The 18801-nt window shown below is 66.6% G+C and carries 14 protein-coding genes; 6 read left to right on the forward strand and 8 right to left on the reverse strand.

Features of this window, described 5'->3' with window-relative positions; all coding sequences use genetic code 11:
* Positions 1-10: 10 nt before the first annotated feature.
* From LO55_RS25040 to prpB, 5 genes are all read right to left on the reverse strand, one after another.
* On the reverse strand, positions 11-2626 hold the full coding sequence (locus LO55_RS25040; protein ID WP_071363552.1) for a sensor domain-containing protein: 2616 nt from the start codon (positions 2624-2626) through the stop codon (positions 11-13).
* Positions 2627-2769: 143 nt separating this feature from the next.
* Entirely contained in the window at positions 2770-3960 is a 1191-nt protein-coding gene (gene prpF / locus LO55_RS25045) for a 2-methylaconitate cis-trans isomerase PrpF (RefSeq protein WP_071363968.1), read from the reverse strand.
* A gap of 14 nt (positions 3961-3974) precedes the next feature.
* Positions 3975-6581, reverse strand: a complete 2607-nt coding sequence (gene acnD / locus LO55_RS25050) for a Fe/S-dependent 2-methylisocitrate dehydratase AcnD (RefSeq protein WP_071363553.1) — start codon at positions 6579-6581, stop codon at positions 3975-3977.
* A gap of 11 nt (positions 6582-6592) precedes the next feature.
* A complete protein-coding gene (prpC, locus tag LO55_RS25055; protein ID WP_071363554.1) occupies positions 6593-7753 on the reverse strand; it encodes a bifunctional 2-methylcitrate synthase/citrate synthase in 1161 nt (386 codons plus the stop codon).
* 12 nt (positions 7754-7765) lie between these two features.
* A complete protein-coding gene (gene prpB, locus LO55_RS25060) occupies positions 7766-8656 on the reverse strand; it encodes a methylisocitrate lyase (RefSeq protein WP_005669275.1) in 891 nt (296 codons plus the stop codon).
* 268 nt (positions 8657-8924) lie between these two features.
* Between prpB and LO55_RS25065 the strand changes: the two genes are divergently transcribed.
* The 3 genes from LO55_RS25065 (at position 8925) to LO55_RS25075 (ending at position 10636) form a co-directional block, all read left to right on the forward strand.
* Positions 8925-9227: an ArsR/SmtB family transcription factor gene (locus tag LO55_RS25065; protein WP_071363555.1), complete on the forward strand. Its 303-nt coding sequence runs from the start codon at positions 8925-8927 to the stop codon at positions 9225-9227.
* 63 nt (positions 9228-9290) lie between these two features.
* Positions 9291-10280, forward strand: coding sequence for a zinc-dependent alcohol dehydrogenase family protein (locus tag LO55_RS25070; RefSeq protein WP_071363556.1), 990 nt, complete (start codon positions 9291-9293; stop codon positions 10278-10280).
* A gap of 29 nt (positions 10281-10309) precedes the next feature.
* Complete coding sequence (locus LO55_RS25075) at positions 10310-10636, forward strand: antibiotic biosynthesis monooxygenase family protein (protein WP_005669272.1); 327 nt, start codon at positions 10310-10312, stop codon at positions 10634-10636.
* A 54-nt stretch (positions 10637-10690) separates the two neighbouring features.
* On the opposite strand, the gene LO55_RS25080 is transcribed toward LO55_RS25075, so the two are convergent.
* The gene (locus LO55_RS25080) at positions 10691-12349 is read right to left on the reverse strand and encodes a cation acetate symporter (RefSeq protein ID WP_177185614.1); all 1659 of its coding nucleotides are present in this window, start codon (positions 12347-12349) and stop codon (positions 10691-10693) included.
* Positions 12349-12657: a DUF485 domain-containing protein gene (locus LO55_RS25085; RefSeq protein WP_071363558.1), complete on the reverse strand. Its 309-nt coding sequence runs from the start codon at positions 12655-12657 to the stop codon at positions 12349-12351. Before LO55_RS25085 ends, LO55_RS25080 begins: the two co-directional genes overlap by 1 nt.
* Before the next feature lie 164 nt (positions 12658-12821).
* Between LO55_RS25085 and prpR the strand changes: the two genes are divergently transcribed.
* The 3 genes from prpR to LO55_RS25100 all read left to right on the forward strand — a co-directional run bounded on the left by prpR (position 12822) and on the right by LO55_RS25100 (position 17152).
* Complete coding sequence (prpR, locus tag LO55_RS25090) at positions 12822-14426, forward strand: propionate catabolism operon regulatory protein PrpR (protein WP_071363559.1); 1605 nt, start codon at positions 12822-12824, stop codon at positions 14424-14426.
* Between the two features lie 156 nt (positions 14427-14582).
* Positions 14583-15962 carry a pyridoxal-phosphate dependent enzyme gene (locus LO55_RS25095; RefSeq protein WP_071363560.1) on the forward strand — a complete coding sequence of 460 codons (1380 nt, stop codon included), beginning with the start codon at positions 14583-14585 and terminating at the stop codon, positions 15960-15962.
* Complete coding sequence (locus LO55_RS25100; RefSeq protein ID WP_229410232.1) at positions 15959-17152, forward strand: trans-sulfuration enzyme family protein; 1194 nt, start codon at positions 15959-15961, stop codon at positions 17150-17152. Before LO55_RS25095 ends, LO55_RS25100 begins: the two co-directional genes overlap by 4 nt.
* A gap of 7 nt (positions 17153-17159) precedes the next feature.
* On the opposite strand, the gene LO55_RS25105 is transcribed toward LO55_RS25100, so the two are convergent.
* Positions 17160-18755, reverse strand: coding sequence for a methyl-accepting chemotaxis protein (locus tag LO55_RS25105; protein ID WP_071363561.1), 1596 nt, complete (start codon positions 18753-18755; stop codon positions 17160-17162).
* Positions 18756-18801: the final 46 nt, after the last annotated feature.

The raw sequence follows: 18801 nt of genomic DNA on the forward strand, positions 1-18801 counted from the left end.
TGCGCTGGAATCACCCCGCCAGCAACCTGGCCACCTGCTCCGCCGGCAACGGCCGCGCAAACAGATAGCCCTGCGCATACTGGCAGCCGAAGGAGCGCAGCAAGGCATACTGCCCTTCGGTCTCCACCCCTTCGGCCACCACCGACAATTGCAGGCTGCCCGCCAGCGCCATCACCGCCGCCACGATGGCGCGGTCCTCGGTGCTGGCCTCCAGCTCGCGCACGAAGGCGCGGTCGATCTTGATCTTGCGTACCGGGAAGCGCTTCAGGTAGGCCAGGCTCGAATACCCGGTGCCGAAATCGTCGATCGACAGGCGCATCCCCATCGCGTTGATCTGGCGCAGGATCTCCAGCGTCTGGCCGCCGTGCTGCATCAGCGCGGTCTCGGTGATCTCGAATTCCACCAGGCTCGGCGCGATCCCGGTGTCGGCGACGATGGCGCGGATCGAGTCGACCAGGCCCTGGTGCATGAACTGGCGCGCCGACAGGTTGATCGCCAGCGGCACCACGTCCAGCCCCTCGCGCTGCCACTGCACGGCCTGGGCGCAGGCGCTGCGGATCACCCACTCGCCGACTTCCATGATCATGCCGCTCTCTTCCAGGATCGGGATGAACTCGTCCGGCCCCACCAGCGCGCCGCCGCGGCGCCAGCGCAGCAGCACTTCCAGCGCGCTCGGACGGCGCGTTTCGGTGCACATGATCGGCTGGAAATACAGCGCGAACTCCTCGCGCGCCAGCGCGCCGCGCAGGCTCGATTCGAGCTCGAAATGGCGCGCCGCCGCCAGGTTCATGCGTTCGGTGAAGAACTGGTAATTGTTGCGGCCGGCCGCCTTGGCCTGGTACATCGCGGCGTCGGCGTGGCGCATCAGGGTCTCGACGTCGACCCCGTCGTCCGGATACAGGCAGATCCCGATCGAGGGCGAGATGTGCAGGCAGTGGCCGTCGATCTGGCAAGCCATCGACAGCGCGGCGATGATCCGCCCCGCCACCTCGGCGGCATCGTCGCCGCCGGCGATCCCCGGCATCAGCACCACGAACTCGTCGCCGCCGAGACGCGCCACCAGGTCGCTGGGCCGCACCGCCGTCACCAGGCGCAGGGCGACGTCGCGCAGCAGCTGGTCGCCGACCATGTGGCCAAGGGTGTCGTTGATGTTCTTGAAGCGGTCGAGGTCGATGAACATCAGGGCGAGCTTCGCGCCCGCGTGCGGCGCGTCGCCCGCGGCCACGGCGCGCATCGCCGCCTCGAGCCGCTCGGACAGCATGGCCCGGTTGGGCAGCCCGGTCAGGCTGTCGTGGTAGGCCATGTGGTGCACGCGCGCCTCGGCCTGGCGCCGCTCGTTGATCTCTTCCTGCAGCAGGGCGTTGGCGCCGGCCAGTTCGGCGGTGCGCTCGGCCACCCGCACCTCGAGTTCGTCGCGCGCGCGCAGGATGGCGTCGGCCGCCTCGCGCTGGGCGGTGACGTCGTCCACCAGCCACACGCTCCTGCCGCCCGCCTGCGCCAGGTCGAACAGGCGGCCCGACAGGCGCGCCCAGAAGCGGCTGCCGTCGCGCCGCACCATCTCGTGCTCGGCCATGTGGGCCTGGCCCTGGGCGAACTGGCGTCCGGACAGCTCGCGCGCCTCCTTCCAGCTGGCGTGGTCGGGATACAGCGCGCGCACCGCGATGCCGTCCATGCCGCCCGGCGGCGCGCCGAACAGCTCTTCCATCTTGCGGTTGCAGTGCAGGGTGCGCCCCGCCTCGACCACGGCGATGCCCAGCACCGCGTTGTCGAGGATGGCGCGGTTTTCCATCAGCGCCTCGCGCAGCGATTGCTCGTCGCTGCGCTCGCGGGTGCGGTCCTCGAGCATCCAGATCGTGCCCTTGTCGGGGTCTTTCGCGTTGACCTGGTAGCCGATCATCTGGACCCAGGCCGGCGTGCCGTCCTTGCGCACCAGGGTGCGCGAGGTGGTGAACGGCCGGCCCTGGGCCAGCTGCGGATAGGCCTCGGCGCCGAGCTGGCGATAGGCGGCTTCGTCCGGGTAGATCACGCGCGTGGACACCCCGATCGGCTCGCCCTCGCCGTAGCCGAACATCTGGCAGAAGGCGGGATTGGCGCGCCGGATCACGCGGTTGCGGGTGAACATGATGCCGATCGAGGCGTTGGTCATAATCGCCTGCACCTCGCCCGTCGCCTGGCGCGCCTCGGTCACGTCCTCGACGATCCAGATGGTGCCGGCGCTGCGGTTGCCCGGTTCGACCGCGCAGCCGCGCAGCCGCGCCCAGAAGGTGCTGCCGTCGCGGCGCCGGAACTGCTGCTCGGTTCTCTCGAACAGGCCGCCCCGGGCCAGCACCGCGAACGCTTCGCGGATCAGGTCCTGGTAATCGTCGGGCGAGATGCACACGTCCATCGGCGAAATCCGGCCGACTTCTTCCGGCGCGAAGCCGAACATCTCGCCCGCGCGCGGGTTGAAGGAGCGGATCTGGTCGGGCTGGGTGACGGCGATGCCGACCGGCGCGTTCTCGAACACGGCGCGCTGCTCGCGCACCATGCGCCGCAAGGCGGCCAGGTCCGCCAGCTGCGCCGGGTCCGCATCGTAGCCACGGGGCTGCGCAACGTCAGCTAATTGCAGGTTCGAAAATCCATCCATCGGTGGTTGCTGTCGCGGCTAAAGCTCATGGTTGCCTTTGGTTGCCGAGCGGCAACAAGGGCGATCATCATACCGCGAAATGGGCCTGCAACTGAACTGCTTGCGGCAAGAAAGCGACACCGCGTCGATGCCGCCCCGGGGCTTCAGAACGCGTCACCCGGCACGCATACCCGCCCTTCCATCAAGACCCGCGCGCTGCGGCTCATGATGGCCTTGCCGACGCGCCAGGCGCCGCCCTCGTGAACCGCTTCGGCGCCCACGCGCAGGGTGCCGGACGGATGGCCGAAGCGCACCGCGCTGCGCTCGCCGCCGCCGGCCGCGAGGTTGACCAGGGTGCCGGGAATCGCCGCCGCGGTGCCGATCGCCACCGCCGCCGTTCCCATCATTGCATGGTGCAGCTTGCCCATCGAGAGCGCGCGCACCAGCAGATCGACGTCGCCCTGCGCCACCTGCCTGCCGCTGGACGACAGGTAGCCGGCCGGTTTCGCGACGAAAGCGACCTTCGGGGTATGCTGGCGCTTGCCGGCGTCCTCGATGCTCGCGATCAGGCCCATGCGCAGCGCGCCATGGGCGCGGATGGTCTCGAACATGGCCAGCGCGCGCGCGTCGCCATTGATCGCGTCCTGCAGCTCGGTGCCGTCGTAGCCGACCGCACCCGCTTCGATGAAGATGGTCGGGATGCCGGCATTGATCATGGTCGCGCGCAGGACGCCGACGCCGGGCACGTCCAGTTCGTCGACCAGGTTCCCGGTCGGGAACATCGCACCGGCACTGCCCTCTTCCTCGGCCGCCGGATCCATGAACTCGAGCTGCACCTCGGCCGCCGGGAAGGTCACGCCATCGAGTTCGAAGTCGCCCGTTTCCTGGACCTGTCCATCGGTCATCGGCACATGGGCGATGATGGACTTGCCGATATTGGCCTGCCAGATGCGCACGACCGCGACGCCGTCGCGTGGCACGCGCGCCGGGTCGACCAGGCCGTTCGCGATGGCGAAGGGGCCGACCGCGGCCGACAGGTTGCCGCAGTTGCCGCTCCAGTCGACGAAGGGCTTGTCGATCGCCACCTGGCCGAACAGGTAGTCGACGTCGTGGTCGGGACGGGCGCTGCGCGCGACGATCACGGCCTTGCTGGTGCTGGACGTGGCGCCGCCCATGCCGTCGATCTGCTTGCCGTAGGGGTCGGGGCTGCCGATCACGCGCTGCAGCAAGGCGTCGCGCGCGGCGCCGGGCTCGCGCGCCGCTTCGGGCAGGTCTTGCAGCGTGAAGAACACGCCTTTGCTGGTGCCGCCGCGCATATAGGTGGCGGGAATCCTGATCTGGGGAACGTGGGACATCGTGCGCTTCTCCATCAAGCCGCCGCCTTCGGCGCCGACGATTCAAGGAAGTCCTGGGCAAAGCGCTGCAGCACCCCGCCCGCTTCATAGATGGCGACTTCCTCGGCCGTATCGAGGCGGCAGGTCACCGCCACCGCGAGCTGTTCTCCGGTCTTGCGATGGATCACCAGCGTCAGGTCGGCGCGCGGCGTGCGTTCGCCCACCACGTCGAAGGTCTCGGTGCCGTCGATGCCGAGCGTGATGCGATTCACGCCGGGCTTGAACTCCAGCGGCAGCACGCCCATGCCCACCAGGTTCGTCCTGTGGATGCGCTCGAAGCCTTCGGCCACGATCGCCTCCACGCCTGCAAGGCGCACGCCCTTGGCCGCCCAGTCGCGCGACGAGCCCTGGCCATAATCGGCGCCGGCCACCACGATCAGCGGCTGCTTGCGTTCCATGTAATGCTCGATCGCTTCCCACATGCGGGTCACCTCGCCCGTCGGCTCGATGCGCGCCAGCGAGCCGGCAATCACATTGCCCAGGCCGTCCTTCACCATCTCGTTCTTCAGGGTCGGATTGGCGAAGGTGGCGCGCTGCGCCGTGAGGTGGTCGCCACGGTGGGTGGCGTAGGAATTGAAGTCTTCTTCCGGCAAGCCCATCTTCGCCAGGTACTCTCCGGCGGCCGAATCGAGCAGGATCGCGTTCGACGGCGACAGGTGGTCGGTGGTGATGTTGTCGCCCAGGACCGCCAGCGGGCGCATGCCGCGCAGGCTGCGCTCGCCCGCCAGCGCGCCTTCCCAGTACGGCGGCCGACGAATGTACGTGCTCTGTGGACGCCAGTCGTACAGCGGGCTGACCCTGGCGCCATCGTCGACGACGCGCGCGAACATCGGCGTGTACACCTTGCGGAACTGCTCGGGCTTGACGCTGGCGGCAACCACCGCGTCGACCTCTTCGTCCGACGGCCACAGGTCGGCCAGGCGGATCTCCCTGCCCGCGGCGTCCAGTCCCAGCACGTCCTTCTCGATGTCGAAGCGGATGGTGCCGGCGATCGCATACGCGACCACCAGCGCCGGCGAGGCCAGGAAGGCCTGCTTGGCATAAGGGTGGATGCGGCCGTCGAAGTTGCGGTTGCCCGACAGGACGGCGGTCGCATACAGGTCGCGCTCGATGATCTCTTGCTGGATGGTCGGGTCGAGCGCGCCGCTCATGCCATTGCAGGTGGTGCAGGCGAACGCCACGACGCCAAAGCCCAGCTTGTCCAGCTCGGGCGTGAGGCCGGCTTCGTCCAGATAGAGGGCGACAGCCTTCGAGCCTGGCGCCAGCGAACTTTTCACCCAGGGTTTGCGCAGCAGGCCCGCGCGGTTGGCGTTGCGCGCCAGCAGGCCGGCGGCGATCATGTTGCGCGGGTTGTTGGTGTTGGTGCAGCTGGTAATCGCCGCGATGATCACGGCGCCGTCGGGCATCAGGCCCGGTTCGTCTTCTACTTTGCCGGCGATGCCGCGCGCCGCCAGTTCCGAGGTCGGCACGCGCTTGTGCGGATTCGACGGCCCGGCGATATTGCGCACCACGCTCGACAGGTCGAACGACAGGGTGCGTTCGTACTCGGCGTTCTTCAGGCTGTCGGCCCACAGGCCGGCCTCTTTGGCATAGGTCTCGACCAGGTGCACGGTGTCGTCCTCGCGCCCGGTCAGGCGCAGGTACTTGATGGTCTGCTCGTCGATGTAGAACATCGCGGCGGTGGCGCCGAATTCGGGCGCCATGTTCGAGATCGTGGCGCGGTCGCCCAGCGTGAGCGCGGCTGCGCCCTCTCCGTAGAACTCGAGGTAGCTCGATACGACCTTCGACTTGCGCAGGAATTCGGTCAGCGCCAGCACGGTGTCGGTGGCGGTGATGCCGGGGCCGGGCTTGCCGGTCAGTTCGACGCCGACGATGTCGGGCAGGCGCATGTACGACGCGCGGCCCAGCATCACGCTTTCGGCTTCCAGCCCGCCGACGCCGATCGCGATCACGCCCAGCGCATCGACCATCGGCGTGTGCGAATCGGTGCCGACCAGCGTGTCCGGATACGCCACGCCGTTTTCCACCTGGATCACGGGCGACATGCGCTCCAGGTTGATCTGGTGCAGGATGCCGTTGCCGGGCGGGATCACGTCGACGTTCTGGAAGGCCTTCTTGGTCCAGTCGATGAAGTGGAAGCGGTCTTCGTTGCGGCGATCCTCGATCGCGCGGTTCTTGCTGAACGCGTCCGGGTCGAAGCCGCCGCATTCGACGGCCAGCGAGTGGTCGACCACCAGCTGGGTCGGTACCACCGGATTGACCAGCGCCGGGTCGCCGCCTTGCGCCGCGATGGCGTCGCGCAGGCCGGCCAGGTCGACCAGGGCGGTCTGGCCCAGGATGTCGTGGCAGACCACGCGCGCCGGGAACCAGGGGAAGTCGAGCTCGCGCTTGCGTTCGATGATCTGCTTGAGCGCATCGGTCATGCAGGCCGGCTCGCAGCGGCGCACGAGGTTCTCGGCCAGCACGCGCGAGGTGTACGGCAAGGTGTCGTAGGCGCCGGGCTGGATGGCGTCGACCGCGGCGCGCGTGTCGAAATACTCCAGGTCGGTGCCCGGCAGGGGTTTCAGGTGATTCGAATTCATGGCGATGCTCTTTATTTGCGCTCGGCCAGCGGCACGAACGCCAGGTCTTCCGGACCGACGTAGTTCGCGCTCGGGCGGATGATCTTGTTGTCGATGCGCTGCTCGATGACGTGGGCGGCCCAGCCCGAGGTGCGCGAGATGACGAACAGCGGCGTGAACATGGCGGTCGGCACGCCCATCATGTGGTACGACACGGCCGAGAACCAGTCGAGGTTCGGGAACATCTTTTTCACCTCCCACATGACCGACTCGAGGCGCTCGGCGATGTCGAACATCTTCATCGAGCCAGCCTCGGAAGACAGCGCGCGCGCCACTTCCTTGATCACCTTGTTGCGCGGGTCCGAGATCGTGTATACCGGGTGGCCGAAGCCGATCACGACTTCCTTGTTGGCCACGCGGTTGCGGATGTCGGCCTCGGCTTCGTCGGCGTTTTCATAACGCTTCTGGATGTCGAGCGCCACTTCGTTGGCGCCGCCATGCTTCGGCCCGCGCAGCGCGCCGATGGCGCCGGTGATGGCGGAGTGCATGTCGGAACCGGTGCCGGCGATCACGCGCGCGGTGAAGGTCGAGGCATTGAATTCGTGCTCGGCGTACAGGATCAGCGAGGTGTGCATCGCCTGCACCCAGGATGCGCTCGGCTTGAAGCCGTGCAGCAGGTGCAGGAAGTGGCCGCCGATCGAATCGTCGTCGGTTTCCACGTCGATGCGCTTGCCATTGTGGCTGTAGTGGTACCAGTACAGCAGCATCGAGCCGAACGAGGCCATCAGGCGGTCTGCGATGTCGCGTGCGCCGGCGATATTGTGGTCGTCCTTCTCCGGCAAGGTGCAGCCCAGCACCGACACGCCGGTGCGCATCACGTCCATCGGATGCGCGCCGGCCGGCACTGCCTCCAGCGCGCTCTTGACGGCGGCAGGCAGCCCGCGCAACGAACGCAGCTTGGCTTTATAACCGCGCAGCTCGGCCTCGTTCGGCAGCTTGCCGTGCACCAGCAGGTAGGCGATTTCCTCGAATTCGCAGGCGTCGGCCACGTCCAGGATGTCGTAGCCGCGGTAGTGCAGGTCGTTGCCCGATTTGCCGACCGAGCACAGCGCGGTATTGCCGGCGGCGACGCCGGACAGGGCCACGGATTTCTTCGGTTTGAAGGTCGGGGTCTCGTTATTGTGGGTCGTCATCCTCTGTTCTCCTTATTTCGCTTTGTTCTGGGCGAACAGCGCGTCGAGCTTCTGTTCATAGCTATGGTAGTCGATGCGGTCATACAGTTCGGCGCGCGTCTGCATGGTGTCGAGCACGTTCTGCTGGGTGCCGTCGCGGCGGATCGCGGTATACACGTTTTCGGCCGCCTTGTTCATCGCGCGGAAGGCCGACAGCGGATACAGCACCAGGCCGACGCCGGCACTTTTGAGCTCATCAACGCTGAACAGCGGGGTCGCGCCGAACTCGGTGATATTGGCCAGCACCGGCACCTTGACCGCATCGGCGAACCGTTTATACATCTCGAGGCTCGTCATCGCCTCGGGGAAGATCATGTCGGCGCCGGCTTCCACGCAAGCCACGGCGCGTTCGATGGCGGCGTCCAGTCCTTCCACCGCCAGCGCATCGGTGCGCGCCATGATCACGAACTCGTCGTACGGACGGGCGTCGGCGGCGGCCTTGATGCGGTCGACCATCTCGTCCTTGCTGACGATTTCCTTGCCCGGACGGTGGCCGCAGCGCTTGGCGCCGACCTGGTCTTCGATGTGGCAGGCGGCGGCGCCGGCCTTGGCCAGCGTGCGCACGGTGCGCGCGACGTTGAAGGCCGATGCGCCGAAGCCGGTGTCGACATCGACCAGCAGCGGCAGGTCGCACACGTCGGTGATGCGGCGCACGTCGATCAGGACGTCGTCCAGGTTCGAGATGCCGAGGTCGGGCAAGCCCAGCGAACCCGCCGCCACGCCGCCGCCCGACAGGTAGATCGCCTTGAAGCCGGCGCGCTTGGCCAGCAGGGCGTGGTTGGCGTTGATTGCGCCGACCACTTGCAATGGGGATTCTTCCTGCATTGCCTTGCGGAATGCGGCGCCGGCGGAGAGCTTGGTCATGCGGTGTCCTTTCAGATGCGGTGGATGTCGATGCTGATATTGCAAAGTGCGTGCCAGCCCGATGCCTATCCCCGTTTTGCAGGCAGTTTCCATTTTTTTCAAACACTTAGCGCCAAGTCACGCGCGCGGGCCCGGCATGTCCATCGTACGCCGGCCTCCATTTCGTTTCATATTGAAACGATGAGATGCAACATTTGAAACCGTCGGGTCCAGCTTGACAATGCCGCCAGCGTCTTGACATATCGGGATATCCCGATATACTGGCCTCATGGAACTGCTCGACATCTTCAAAGCCCTCTCCAACCGTACCCGTCTCGACATCCTGAAAGGATTGAAGGACCCGGAAAAGCATTTCCCTCCGCAAGACGAGGGCGACGTGCACACGGTCGGCGTGTGCGTGAGCAGTATCCAGGAAGGCGTCGGCCTGTCGCAGTCGACCGTGTCCGACTACCTTGCAACGCTGCAGCGCGCTGGCCTGGTCGAGGTGCGGCGTATCGGGCAGTGGACGTACTACAAGAGGAACGAGGCCACCATCAGCGCCCTCGCCGAGATCATCGGAAAAGAGCTGTAAATTTTTTTGCCAGTGCATATCGATAATTCCCGATATCCCTTTTTAACGAAACGAGGAACAATCATGAAAGCTCAAGTGCTCACTTCTTTTGGCGGCCCGGAATCGTTTGAACTGCGCGACGTGCCGAAACCGATACCGCAAGCCGGCCAGGTGCTGGTGCGGGTGCAGGCCACCTCCATCAATCCGCTGGATTACCAGGTGCGCCGCGGCGACTATGCCGACCTGGTGCCGCTGCCGGGCATCACCGGCCACGATGTCTCGGGCGTGGTCGAGGCAGTCGGACCGGGCGTGACCGCGTTCGCACCAGGCGACGAAGTCTGGTACACCCCGCAAATCTTCGACGGCCCCGGGAGCTATGCCGAATACCACGTTGCCTCGGAAAACATCGTCGGCAGGAAGCCCGCATCGCTGACCCATCTCGAAGCTGCCAGCCTGACCCTCGTTGGCGGCACCGCCTGGGAAGCGCTCGCCGTCCGTGCACAACTGAAAGCCGGTGAAAGCATCCTGATCCACGGCGGCGCGGGAGGCGTGGGCCACGTCGTGATCCAGGTCGCCAAGGCCATAGGCGCGCGGGTGTTCACCACGGTGAAGGAAGAGAATTTCGAGTTCGCACGTTCCCTCGGCGCCGATGTGGTCATCGACTACACGAAAGAAGATTACGTCGAGGCCATCGGGCGCGAGACCGGCGGCCATGGCGTCGACGTGGTGTTCGACACCATCGGCGGCGACACCCTGACGCGCAGCCCGGACGTGCTGGCGCAACTCGGTCGCGTGGTCTCGATCGTGGACATCGCGCAGCCGCAGAACCTGATCCAGGCCTGGGGCAAGAACGCGAGCTACCACTTCGTCTTCACCCGCCAGAACCGCGGCAAGCTCGACGAACTGAGCGCCCTGATCGAACGCGGCCAGCTGAAACCCCACGTCGGCGCCGTCTATTCGCTGGCCGACATCCCGCTTGCCCATGCGCGGCTGGAAAGCCGTGACAACGGCCTCAGGGGCAAGATCGCGATCGCGGTGGGGCCACTGGCCGATCGCACGAGCGCGCAAGTCTGAGTCGTTTGATTCACTTCGAAAGGAATATCATGGTTTACGAAATCGCCACCCTGCTCGTTCGGCCTGAACACACCGACGGCTTCAGACATGCATTCGCCGAGGTCGCTCATCTGCTCACCCGCGCCAAGGGTTATCGAGGCCATTTGCTGGCGCCCGGGATCGAGCTGCCGCAACAATTCACACTGATCGTGCGCTGGCAGACGCTGGAAGATCACACTCCGAACTTCGAAACCAGCGACGACCACCAGGCATTCATGGCGGGCTTGCAGGGCTACCTCGCCGGCGAACCCGCTGTCCGCCACATCGAAGGTGCGGCCTTCAGCATCGGGCCGTGGGATGCGACGTCGGGTAAATAACAAAGGGGGCGGCCCTCACAGGCCGCCCCCTTTTTTTACATACTCGACTGCGGTTTAGTGCGCCGAAGCACCTGCCGCACCGATGCCGGTCTCGGCGCGCACTTCCTGCGCCTCGAAGCCGGCGCGGTCGATGCGGGCGCGCGGGCCCTTGTCGGTGATCGAGAAGATCCAGATGCCGAAGAAGCCGACCGCCATCGAGAAGATCGCCGGCGAGGCATATGGGAAGATCGCGGCGCTGTTGCCCAGCACGTCGACCCAGACCGACTTCGACAGCAGGGTCAGCACGACCGCGGTCGCCAGGCCCAGGAAGCCGCCCACGGTGGCGCCGCGGGTGGTGCAGTCTTTCCACAGCACCGACATGAACAGCACAGGGAAGTTGGCCGACGCGGCGATCGCGAAGGCCAGCGACACCATGAAGGCGACGTTCTGCTTTTCGAAGGCGATGCCCAGCAGCACGGCGATGATGCCGAGGCAGATGGTGGTGATCTTCGACACCTTCAGCTCGTTGGCGCTGGTGGCCTGGCCCTTCTTGATGACGGTGGCGTACAGGTCATGCGAGACCGCCGAGGCGCCCGACAGGGTCAGGCCGGCCACCACCGCCAGGATGGTGGCGAAGGCCACGGCCGAGATGAAGCCCAGGAAGACGTCGCCGCCCACGGCTTGCGCCAGGTGGACCGCCGCCATATTGTTACCGCCCAGCAGTGCGCCGGCAGCATCCTTGAAGGCCGGGTTGGTGCCGACCAGCACGATCGCGCCGAAGCCAATGATGAAGGTCAGGATGTAGAAGTAACCGATCCAGGTGGTCGCCCACAGCACCGACTTGCGCGCTTCCTTGGCACTCGGGACGGTGAAGAAGCGCATCAGGATGTGCGGCAGGCCGGCGGTGCCGAACATCAGCGCCATGCCGAAGGAAATCGCGGAAATCGGATCCTTGATGAAACTGCCCGGGCCCATGATCGCTTCGCCCTTGGCGTGCAGCTCGGTGGCGCTCTGGAACAGTTGGGTCGGGCTGAAGTTGTATTGCGCCAGCACCGAGAACGCCATGAAAGAGGCGCCCGACAGCAGCAGCACGGCCTTGATGATCTGCACCCAGGTGGTGGCGGTCATGCCGCCGAACAGCACATAGACCATCATCAGGATGCCGACCAGCACCACCGCGATCCAGTAGTCCAGGCCGAACAGCAGCTTGATCAGCTGGCCGGCGCCGACCATCTGCGCGATCAGGTAGAAGGCCACCACGACCAGGGTGCCGGAAGCCGCGAACACGCGGATCGGCTTCTGGGCGAAGCGGTAGGAGGCCACGTCGGCGAAGGTGAAGCGGCCCAGGTTGCGCAGGCGCTCGGCCATCAGGAAGGTGATGACGGGCCAGCCGACCAGGAAGCCGATCGCATAGATCAGGCCATCGAAGCCGTCCAGGAACACAGCGGCGGAAATGCCCAGGAAGGACGCGGCCGACATGAAGTCGCCCGCGATCGCGAGGCCGTTCTGGAAGCCGGTGATGCCGCCGCCGGCGGTATAGAAGTCGGATGCCGAACGGGTCTTGGCGGCAGCCCATTTGGTGATGTACAGGGTGCCCAGCACGAACACGCCGAACATGATGATGGCGGTCCAGTTGGTGGCTTGCTTGACGCCCTGGCCGAGGTCGGGGGCGGCCTGGGCGATGCCCGCGGCGGCCAGCAGGGCAATTGCGGCTGCGGTGTGGAAGCGCTTCATCATGCCCCCACTTTCGCTTTGATGGCGTCGCTCAGTTCGTCGTAGTCGCGGTTGGCGCGGCGCACGTAGATGCCGGTGATGACCACGGTGAACACGATGACGAACAGGCCCAGAGGAATACCCCAGGTCATGACGCCTTCACCGATGCGGGAACCCATGAACTCCTTGTTGAAGGCGACCAGCAGCGTGAAGCCGTAGTACACGATCATCATGGCCCAGGTCAGCGTCCAGCCGAACTTGGAACGGGTCTCTTTGAGCTTGAGGTAATTCGGGTCGCTCTTGACCCTTTGTACGACGTCTTGATCCAATTTTGTCTCCTGATTTTTCTGGTATTGCCTTTGCGGCTGAGACCCATCCTACGGCCGGCCCCTTACCGGATTCTTACGGCATGGAAGTAATTGACCGCTCGTTCGCTTAGGTCATGGCGTTTCAAATTGAAACTTGGCGCTGAAAAATGCACTAGACTTGAAACATGAATGCATCTCGCTCCCCTTTGGAGGCTGGCGACAAGCCGGTCATCTGGACCGTCTCCGTCTCGCGCCTGTCCGACCTGTTCCGCGACATCACCGTCGAATACGACCACTTAGCTTTGATCGAACCGCTGCATCTTGGTTTTGACGAGGCTGCGAAACATATCCGCGAGCGCCTGGCTCTTGAACACTGTGACGTGGTCATCGCGGCCGGCTCGAATGCCGCCTGGCTCAAGGGCCGCGTGTCGGTGCCGGTGGTGGCGGCCAAGGCCAGCGGCTTCGACGTGCTGAAGGCGCTGGCGCGCGCGCGCCGCGTGTCGCACCGGATCGGCGTCATCAGCTACCAGGCGCCGCTGCCGGAACTGGCCGACTTCGCCGCCACCTTCGGCCTCGACCTGGCCCAGCGCACCTACGTCACGCGCGAGGATGCGCGCGCCGCGGTGCACGAGCTCAAGGCCGAGGGCATCGCCGTGATCGTCGGCGCCGGATTGATCACCGACCTGTCCGAGGAAGCCGGGCTGACCGGCGTGTTCCTGTATTCGGCGGCCTCGATCCGCCAGGCCTTCGACGACGCGCTCGAGCTGGCGCGCCTGACCCGGCTCGAGGCCGGCCGCGGACGGCGCAAGGGAGCCGAACAACGCGCGCGGCGCGGCATGAACGACCTGCGCGGCGACTCGCCCGCGATGGAGCGCCTGCGCCAGACCGTGGTGCTGTACGCGCGCTCGCCCAGCACCGTCCTGATCGAGGGCGAGACCGGCAGCGGCAAGGAACTGGTGGCCCAGGCGATCCACCGCGAAAGCCCGCGCCGCGGCGCCAACCGCCCCTTTGTGGCGGTCAACTGCGGGGCGATCGCCGAGTCCTTGCTGGAGTCGGAACTGTTCGGCCACGAGGAAGGCGCGTTCACCGGCGCGCGCCGCGGCGGCCACGCCGGCCTGTTCGAGGCCGCCAACGGCGGCACCCTGTTCCTGGACGAGATCGGCGAAATGCCGCTGGCCCTGCAGACCCGCCTGCTGCGCGTGCTGGAAGAACGCGAGGTGATGCGGGTCGGCGGCACGCGCCCGGTGCCGATCGACGTGCGCGTGATCAGCGCCACCCACTGCGACCTCGAAGCGCGGGTGCGCGAGGGACGTTTTCGGGCCGACCTGTTCTATCGGCTGGCGGTGCTGCGCCTGGCCCTGCCGCCGCTGCGCGCGCGGGCGCAGGACATCGCGCCGCTGGCCGAATGGTCATTGAAGCAGGCGCTGGCCGCGCTCGATGCGCGCCCGCATCCGAACCTGGCGGCCGAGGTCAAGGCGTGCGCGCCCCTGCTCGCTTCCTATGCCTGGCCGGGCAATGTGCGCGAGCTGCGCAACCTGATGGAAAGGGTCGCATTGTTCCTGGCGGCCGAGCCGCTGCAGGCGCTCACGCCGGCCTTCATGCTGTCGGTGGCGCCGGAACTGGGGCGGCAAGCGGCGCCGGCCGTCGACGCATTGCCCGCGCCCGGTGCGGCGCGCGAATCGACGGCGGCGGTGCTGGCCCGCTTCGGCGGACAGCGCGATCTTGCCGCGCAGCACCTAGGCATCAGCCGCACCACCCTGTGGCGCCGTCTCAAGGCCGAGGGCTCTTAACAAAACTTTAAGCTGATCCAAAGCAGCGCTCGACAAAAACTCGTATCATGAATCTTTCAAGCGCTGGCGCCTACCCGCGCCAGTTCGTCGTAGCACGCCGGCCTGCCGCGGTCTCTTGCGCTACCCGCGCCGGCTGGTCGGCTTAACGGAGGCAATATGCAACATGCGTCGCAAGCTGCACTGTTTTCGCTGATCGGCGATACCCCGCTGGTGGAAGTCACCCGGATCGACACCGGTCCCTGCCAGCTGTTCCTCAAGCTCGAATCGCAGAACCCGGGCGGCTCCATCAAGGACCGCATCGGCAAGACCATGATCGAGCAGGCCGAGCACGACGGCCTGCTGCAGCCCGGCGGCACCGTGATCGAGGCCACGGCCGGCAATACCGGCCTGGGCCTGGCGCTGGTGGCGCGCATCAAGGGCTACCGCGTGGTGCTGGTCGTGCCCGACAAAATGGCGGCCGAAAAAGTCCTGCACCTGAAGGCGCTCGGCGCCGAGATCCACCTGACCCGCTCCGACGTCGGCAAGGGCCATCCCGAGTACTACCAGGACTACGCGGCGCGCCTGGCCAAGGAGATTCCCGGCGCCTGGTTCGCCGACCAGTTCAACAATCCGGCCAATCCGCGCGCCCACGAAACCACCACCGGCCCCGAGATCTGGGACCAGACCAACCACAAGCTCGACGCCATCGTGGTCGGCGTCGGATCCTCCGGCACCCTCACCGGCCTGTCGCGCTATTTTAAAAAGACCCAGCCCCTGCTCGAATTCGTCCTGGCCGACCCCAAGGGTTCGATCCTGGCCGAGTACGTCGAAACCGGCCACGTCTCGCAGCACGCGGGCTCATGGGCGGTCGAGGGCATCGGCGAGGATTTCATCCCCGGCATCGCCGACCTGTCGCGCGTCAAAACCGCCTACACCATCAGCGACGAAGAGAGTTTCTCGACCGCGCGCCTGCTGCTGCAGCAAGAAGGCATCCTGGCGGGTTCTTCCACCGGCACCCTGCTGGCGGCCGCGCTGCGCTATTGCCGCGCGCAGACCCGCCCCAAGCGCGTGGTCACCTTCGTCTGCGACACGGGCACCCGCTACCTCTCCAAGGTGTACAGCGACGGCTGGATGGTCGACCAGGGCCTGATCACGCGGCCGAAAACGGGCGACCTGCGCGACCTGATCGGCCGCCGCCACGACGCCGGCGAAGTCATCACGCTGTCGCCCGACGACACCCTGCTCACCGCCTTCAACCGCATGCGCTCGAGCGACCTGCAGCAGCTGCCGGTGGTCGACGCCGGCGGCCGGCTGCTGGGCCTGATCGACGAATCCGACCTGCTGCACCAGGTGACGCAAGATACCGCGCGCTTCAATGCGCCGGTGTCCGGCACCATGACGTCCGAACTGCAAACCCTGCATCCGGCGGCGAGCATGGGCCAGCTGCGCGAGATCCTCGACCGCGGCCTGACCGCCGTCATCGCCGACGGGCCGACCTTCTACGGCCTGATCACGCGCTACGACCTGCTCAACCATCTGCGAAGGACCTTGTCTTGACTACTCCGTTGACTCCTCCAATCGAATTCAAACGGCACCTCGCCACCCGCGTCATCCACGGCGGCCAGGCGCCCGAACCGGCCACCGGCGCCGTGATGCCGCCCATCTTCGCCACCTCGACCTTCCGGCAAGAAAGCCCCGGCGTGCACAAGGGCCTCGACTACGGCCGCTCGCACAATCCGACGCGCTGGGCGCTCGAGCGCTGCGTGGCCGACATCGAGGGCGGCCGCGCCGCCTTTGCCTTCGCCTCGGGCCTGGCCGCGATCGCGGCGGTGCTCGAGCTGCTGCCCGCCGGTTCGCACATCGTGGCCGGCGACGATATGTATGGCGGCACCTACCGCCTGTTCGAGCGCGTGCGCCGCGACAGCGCCGGGCTGTCGTTCAGCTACGTCGACCTGTCCGACCCCGACGCGCTGGCCGCCGCCATCAAGCCCGAGACGCGCATGGTGTGGGTCGAGACCCCGACCAACCCGATGCTCAAGCTGGCCGACCTGACGGCGATCGCCGGCGTCTGCCACGCGCGCGGCATCGTCAGCGTGTGCGACAACACCTTCGCCAGTCCGATCAACCAGCGTCCACTGGAACACGGCTTCGACATCGTGGTGCACTCGACCACCAAGTACATGAACGGGCACTCGGACGTGATCGGCGGCGTGGCCGTGGTCGGCGCCGGCGATGCCCAGACCGGGCTGGCCGAGAAGCTCGGCTTCATCCAGAACGCCGTGGGCGCCATCCAGGGCCCGTTCGACAGCTTCCTGGTGCTACGCGGGATCAAGACGCTGGCCCTGCGTGTCGAGCGCAGCAACGCCAACGCCCTGCTGCTGGCCAGCTGGCTCGAGCAGCAGCCGCAAGTGCGCAAAGTGTATTACCCGGGGCTGGAATCGCATCCCCAGCACGCGCTGGCGCGCCACCAGATGCACGGCTACGGCGGCATCGTGTCGATCGACCTCGACACCGACATCGCCGGCGCGCGGCGCTTCCTGGAGGCCTGCGAAGTGTTTACCCTGGCCGAGAGCCTGGGCGGCGTGGAAAGCCTGATCGAGCATCCTGCCCTGATGACCCACGCCACGATTCCGCCGGAGCAGCGAGCCGAACTCGGCATCGGCGACGGGCTGATTCGCCTGTCAGTGGGCATCGAGCACATCGACGACCAGCGCGAGGATCTGCGCCGCGCATTGGCCGCGATCTGAACGTCGATCAAGCCGCTTCGAGCAGGCGCTGATGCGGCTGCTCCGACGCGGCCAGCGCGCTGCGCAACTTGAACGTCGCCACCAGCGCCGACAACTCCGCCGCCTGCTGGCGCATCGAGGCCGCCGCTGCGGCGGCTTCTTCCACCATCGCCGCGTTCTGCTGGGTCGACATGTCGATCTCCGCGATCGACTTGCTGACCTGGGTGACACCCATGGCCTGGCCCGCGCTGGCGGTGTGGATCTGGCCGAGGATGCCGGCCACCTCGTGCACGTGCTGGAGCATGGCGCGCATGGTCGAGCCGGCCGATTCGGCCATGCCGGTGCCGGCCTCGATCTCGCTCGACGACTCGCCTATCAGCTTCTTGATTTCCTTGGCCGCGCCGGCCGAGTGCTGGGCCAGGTTGCGCACCTCGCTCGCCACCACCGCGAAGCCGCGACCTTCGCTGCCGGCGCGCGCCGCTTCCACCGCCGCGTTCAGCGCCAGGATATTGGTCTGGAAGGCGATGCTGTCGATCATGCCCGTGATGTCCACGATGCGCGCGGCGGATGCCTTGATCGCTCCCATGCGCGCCACCAGTTGCTCGACCGCCCTCGCGCCTTCGGTGGCCACGCCGGACGCGGTCTGGGCCAGGGCATTGGCCTGGCGCGCATTGGCGTTGTTGCTGGCGATCGCCTCGCTCAACTCGTCCATCGCGCTCACGGTCTGGCGCAGCGCGTCGGCCTGGCGCTCGGTGCGGGTCGACAGGTCCTGGTTGCCTTCGGCGATCTCGCTCGAGGCCGAATCGATCGCCTGGGCGCCGACCAGCACCTGCGACACGGTGTTCGAGACGCCATGGGTCATGCCATTGAGGGCGTCGAACAGGCGGCCTATCTCGTCGCTGCGCCCGTGCTGGATGGTTGGACGCAGGTCGCCTTTCGCCACCTGCTCGGCCAGCATGGCGGCCCGCTGCAGCGGCGCCACCAGGTTGCGGCTCAAGGCCCAGGCCAGGCCGACGCCGACCAGCAGCGCCGCGCCGCCCAGCCCCAGCAGCAGGATCTTGCTGAAGCTCGACGCGGCGCTCGTTTCGTCGGCCAGGCGGTGCGCCTCGCTGCTCTCGTAGGCGAGCAAGGCTTCGAACGCGCCGACCTTGGCCTTGTAGCCCGGCTCCCATTGCCTGGTCAGGATTTCCTCGACCAGGCTGGTCTGCCCCAGGTCCTTGGCCTTGAACAGCGCTTCCTGCACCGTGCCCAGCGCGGCCTTGTGACGGGCCGCATCCTGCAGCAGCGCGCGTTCGCGTTCCGACACCGGCAGCTTGGCCAGTTTCTCCTCGATGGCGGCGATGTTCTTGCGGCCTTCGGCCAGCTGGGCCTGGAAGTAGTCGGCCAGTTCCAGGCTGTCGCTGCGCGCGATCGAGACGGTGCGCGAACCGTTCAGGCGTTCGATGCCGAGCAGGTCGGACACCAGCTGCTGCTTGGCCAGCTTGTCGTCGACCAGATTGGAGGTGATGACATCCGCCGCGTGCATGCGCCATACCGCGACGGCGGCAATGATCACGATGACGAGGGAAAGGATGCCGAAGGCGCCGATGAGCTTGGCGGAGGTGTTGAGCTGTGCAAGTCGCATTGGTGGTCCGTGAGAAGGTGGGACAACGATGCGAGGAGTGTAGAAA

It is taken from the genome of Massilia timonae, assembly GCF_001866515.1.
GTDB classification, from domain to species: domain Bacteria; phylum Pseudomonadota; class Gammaproteobacteria; order Burkholderiales; family Burkholderiaceae_D; genus Telluria; species Telluria timonae.

What these genes read in the sequence shown, in the direction of transcription:
- LO55_RS25040 (WP_071363552.1), bottom strand. Translation starts at nt 2,626, where the DNA reads ATGGATGGATTTTCGAACCTGCAATTAGCTGACGTTGCGCAGCCCCGT.
- prpF (WP_071363968.1), bottom strand. Translation starts at nt 3,960, where the DNA reads ATGTCCCACGTTCCCCAGATCAGGATTCCCGCCACCTATATGCGCGGC.
- acnD (WP_071363553.1), bottom strand. Translation starts at nt 6,581, where the DNA reads ATGAATTCGAATCACCTGAAACCCCTGCCGGGCACCGACCTGGAGTAT.
- prpC (WP_071363554.1), bottom strand. Translation starts at nt 7,753, where the DNA reads ATGACGACCCACAATAACGAGACCCCGACCTTCAAACCGAAGAAATCC.
- prpB (WP_005669275.1), bottom strand. Translation starts at nt 8,656, where the DNA reads ATGACCAAGCTCTCCGCCGGCGCCGCATTCCGCAAGGCAATGCAGGAA.
- LO55_RS25065 (WP_071363555.1), top strand. Translation starts at nt 8,925, where the DNA reads ATGGAACTGCTCGACATCTTCAAAGCCCTCTCCAACCGTACCCGTCTC.
- LO55_RS25070 (WP_071363556.1), top strand. Translation starts at nt 9,291, where the DNA reads ATGAAAGCTCAAGTGCTCACTTCTTTTGGCGGCCCGGAATCGTTTGAA.
- LO55_RS25075 (WP_005669272.1), top strand. Translation starts at nt 10,310, where the DNA reads ATGGTTTACGAAATCGCCACCCTGCTCGTTCGGCCTGAACACACCGAC.
- LO55_RS25080 (WP_177185614.1), bottom strand. Translation starts at nt 12,349, where the DNA reads ATGAAGCGCTTCCACACCGCAGCCGCAATTGCCCTGCTGGCCGCCGCG.
- prpR (WP_071363559.1), top strand. Translation starts at nt 12,822, where the DNA reads ATGAATGCATCTCGCTCCCCTTTGGAGGCTGGCGACAAGCCGGTCATC.
- LO55_RS25095 (WP_071363560.1), top strand. Translation starts at nt 14,583, where the DNA reads ATGCAACATGCGTCGCAAGCTGCACTGTTTTCGCTGATCGGCGATACC.
- LO55_RS25105 (WP_071363561.1), bottom strand. Translation starts at nt 18,755, where the DNA reads ATGCGACTTGCACAGCTCAACACCTCCGCCAAGCTCATCGGCGCCTTC.